The organism is Lutibacter sp. TH_r2 (assembly GCF_033101135.1).
Classification (GTDB): Bacteria; Bacteroidota; Bacteroidia; order Flavobacteriales; family Flavobacteriaceae; genus Lutibacter.
In genome coordinates, this window is record NZ_JAWMPV010000013.1 from 1 (window position 1) to 3,589 (window position 3,589).

Sequence of the window (3,589 nt, forward strand, 5' to 3'; positions counted from 1 at the left end):
GAAAAAAAACTCAATGAAACGCAAGATTTTATCACAATTTCGGATTTGAGCAATGAAAACGGTATGATTTGATTCTCAAAAAGCTAAAAATCTATAAAACGATAAATTCTAACAAAATGAGAAATTACCTATTTGAGAAACAAAACGGATTTGAATAGCAAAACGCTGAAAAAAAATGAAACGAAAAATGATTAACAATACGATTGAAAAAACCACTTTAGGTAACATCGGGTTTATTTCATTGCTTTTAAATTCGCTTTACGAGAAACCTCTGATTAACCAAATGTTTAAGATTTTTAATTAACTTTGAATAAATCCAACGCAACGAAAGTAAACCCAAAACCGTTGGCAAACATTATGAAAAAAATAATTTCAATAATCTTAATATTTCAAAGTTTATACTGTTTTTCCCAAGATAAATATGACTATTCGGTTAAAAGAAAAATTGATTCATTAATAAAGATAGAAAGTGGTTTTTATAATGATAGAAAGTATGATGAATCAATTTTAATTTGTCAAAGACTCATTGATTTAGGTTTTGATGAAAGTGTCTACAAAGGATATAAAAAAATATTATTGAGTAAATACCTAAAATACTTTCCAAATAAAGATTTAAACACCCTAAATGAAGCAATTGAAGATGCAAAAGCATTTATTGACTTTCTAAAAAATTCTGTAAATTATAAAAATGATTATGCTTCTATAGTCGAGGCTTATGGATTGTTATTTCAATTAAAATATGAATTAGCTGAAATTCACAATAATAATGAAATCTATGAGGAGGCTTTATTAATTCTGGATGAAGCTGAAAAAATGGAAAATTATATCAGTAAAGAGCAGATTAGTAGGATAAATTTTGATAAAGCCAAAACATCTATGAAAATCTATGAATTATCTAATGATAATTCGAAATTACTTACTGGATTTAACAATTGTAAGAAAGCGTATGATTATTACACTACTTTAACGATAGACCAAATTATGTATTTTAATTCTAAAGAATTATTAGCTAGTTACCACATCGGGTTATCTTCAATTGAAAATTTTGATTACCATAAGAAAAGTGCTGAAGAAATTATTTTAGATTTAGATAAAACCTATAAAGATTCCTATTACCATCACAGAATAAAAGATATTGATTCTTTAAAACTAAAAACAAACGAATTAATCAAACAGAAATAAAAATAAAACGATTTGCCAACAATGTACATAAAAAATAGCTTCATTTAGTAAAATAGAATGTTCCTAAACCTAAAAAACATTAATTTTAAACATCGGAAAATATCGTTTTCAAAAACGCTACTTTTCATGTACTAAACCGTTAGCCATAATATAAAACCAACGAATGGACTTTTTAATAATCATAATTGCAATCGTCTTAATTATAGTCGGATTTAGCAGAATGAAAAAGTCGAATAAAAACACTTCGACAACTAATTCTGGGAAAAAACAAGTCGCAACAAAAACAATTAAGAAAGAAGTTGCTTTACAACCCGTAAAGAATAAAAGTACTTTCAAACCAATTGCATTAATTCTCGACACAGAAACGACTGGATTAATAAATGACAATTCGATTAGAGTTACAAAACAAAATGTTATTGACCATTCAGACAACTTCCCAAGAATTGTTCAACTCGCTTTTATGTTAGTTGATATAAATGGAAATTACGATGGAGAAACTTTTTATATAAAACAGAAAGAGGATATTCCAAAACAAGCAATAAAAATTCACGGAATTACGAACGAAAAATGTGAAAAAGAAGGTGTGGAATTAGAAAAAGCTCTATCTGCTTTAACTGTTGCCTCAACAAAAGTAGATGACATTGTTGGACACAATATTGCGTTTGACTACAAAGTATTGCACGCTGAATTTGTAAAAGCTGGAATTCCATTTTCATTAAAGAAAAAGAACAAAGTTGACACAATGAAATTGACAGGAAAACAACTTGGACATAAATATGGATTTAAAATTTCATTATATAATTCAGCCGACAAACTATTTGGAAATAAAAAGGAATGGCAAGCACTTAAACCGAATTTGAAAGAACATAATGCCGAAAGTGATATTATAGTGACTGCTTTGATTTATAATATGCTGAATGGAAAATAAAATACTATGGCTAACACCGTGTATAATTAATTGCTTTGGTCGTTGCCTACTTGGAAAAGTCCGATTGAAATGATAAATAGGGAAATCGTAATAAAACATTTTGATATTTTACTAGAGAATATTGATGATATTTCACATTTTGATGTAAATGGAATTATGACGAAATATGGCGATTTTAAACATGATATTCCAAAACAAAATATGATGTTTAGACAAATATGTGAATCTGTAAAACGATTTGGGAAAACATACGGATATATTGATTCAGACCCGAAAAGACCGAAGTTATTTTTCTTGTCAAGAGACGGAATTAAAGCTAAAGAACTCGGAGGACATAAAAAATTCCAAGATTCATTAAACAAAAAAGAATGGTATAATGAGAATTGGGTTGGATATTTAATAGCATTCATTGTTTTTTTGTTTTCTGTTTATCAATATTTTGAGAATGATTCTCTAAAAAATAGATATGATTCTTTAGAGTCTGAATATGATTTATATAAAGATTCTGTCGTTGATTCGAAAGAGCAATTTGAACTACACAAAACAAACTCATTGAAAGATACATTACAAACCAAAAGTTCAGCCGATTTAAAAACTGATTGATAAAAAACCTTTTGCCAACATTACATATAAAAAATTGCTTTATTCTACTAAATATTTTATTCATTTTCCTTTTATTTTAATAAATTTAACATCGGAAAATTGCTACAAGTCAAAACGCAACTTTCCATATATTTAACCGTTATGCACAAACTGAAAATTGAACTTGGCATCAAAATTGAAATACATATAAAATTACTAACTAAAAACATAAAATTATGAAAAAAGCAACTTTACTATTAACATTATTATTGATTTCTAATATTGGTATTTCTCAAAACAAACAAGGAGGAAGTGACCCAATATCTGGAATTGATATTATTATAAAAAAAGACCCAGCAAGTAAACCAATAATAAATACTGACAACAATCCTTGGATTGACAAAGTTAATAAACTTGAATTGGAATATCTAAATTTAAAAGCAAGAGAAATTCAACAGAATTTTTCAAAACAGGATTTATCCTCATTGAAAACAAAAGATGATGTTCTAAAAGTATATGCAAACTTCTTACAAAGAGCAATTAAACACAAATCTCATAATTTAAATAAAAAGGAAGATCCTGCTGTAATTATTTTTAACGATTGTCCAGCTTGTTTCCCTTTTGAAATAATTCTTAATGGAGGTAAAGGAAGACCAATAATTAATAATGAGAATAATAACCCAAATATAAAAGTTGAAAAAAATAAAGCAGTAAAAAAAACTGAAATTATTAAAAAGAAAAAACAATAAAGTCTGTGCATAACAATGCGTATAATTTATAGCTTGGTTTTAGCACACTTACGAAAATCCTAAAGGGATTTTCTTGGTCGGTAAATATTTAGTAAATTTATTGCTTAAACACGCTACAAAACATACTCTAAACCGTTGTACAACATTA

Annotated in this window: 4 protein-coding genes; all 4 read left to right on the top strand. The window is 27.1% G+C overall.

Annotated elements, in window-relative coordinates; translation table 11 throughout:
* Positions 1–357 precede the first annotated feature (357 nt).
* The gene (locus R3X25_RS15130; RefSeq protein WP_317675806.1) at positions 358–1,182 is read left to right on the top strand and encodes a hypothetical protein; all 825 of its coding nucleotides are present in this window, start codon (positions 358–360) and stop codon (positions 1,180–1,182) included.
* A gap of 220 nt (positions 1,183–1,402) precedes the next feature.
* Positions 1,403–2,110, top strand: a complete 708-nt coding sequence (locus tag R3X25_RS15135; RefSeq protein WP_215998424.1) for a 3'-5' exonuclease — start codon at positions 1,403–1,405, stop codon at positions 2,108–2,110.
* A 30-nt stretch (positions 2,111–2,140) separates the two neighbouring features.
* Positions 2,141–2,713 carry a hypothetical protein gene (locus tag R3X25_RS15140; RefSeq protein ID WP_317675807.1) on the top strand — a complete coding sequence of 191 codons (573 nt, stop codon included), beginning with the start codon at positions 2,141–2,143 and terminating at the stop codon, positions 2,711–2,713.
* Between the two features lie 215 nt (positions 2,714–2,928).
* Positions 2,929–3,441 carry a hypothetical protein gene (locus R3X25_RS15145; RefSeq protein ID WP_317675808.1) on the top strand — a complete coding sequence of 171 codons (513 nt, stop codon included), beginning with the start codon at positions 2,929–2,931 and terminating at the stop codon, positions 3,439–3,441.
* Positions 3,442–3,589 lie beyond the last annotated feature (148 nt).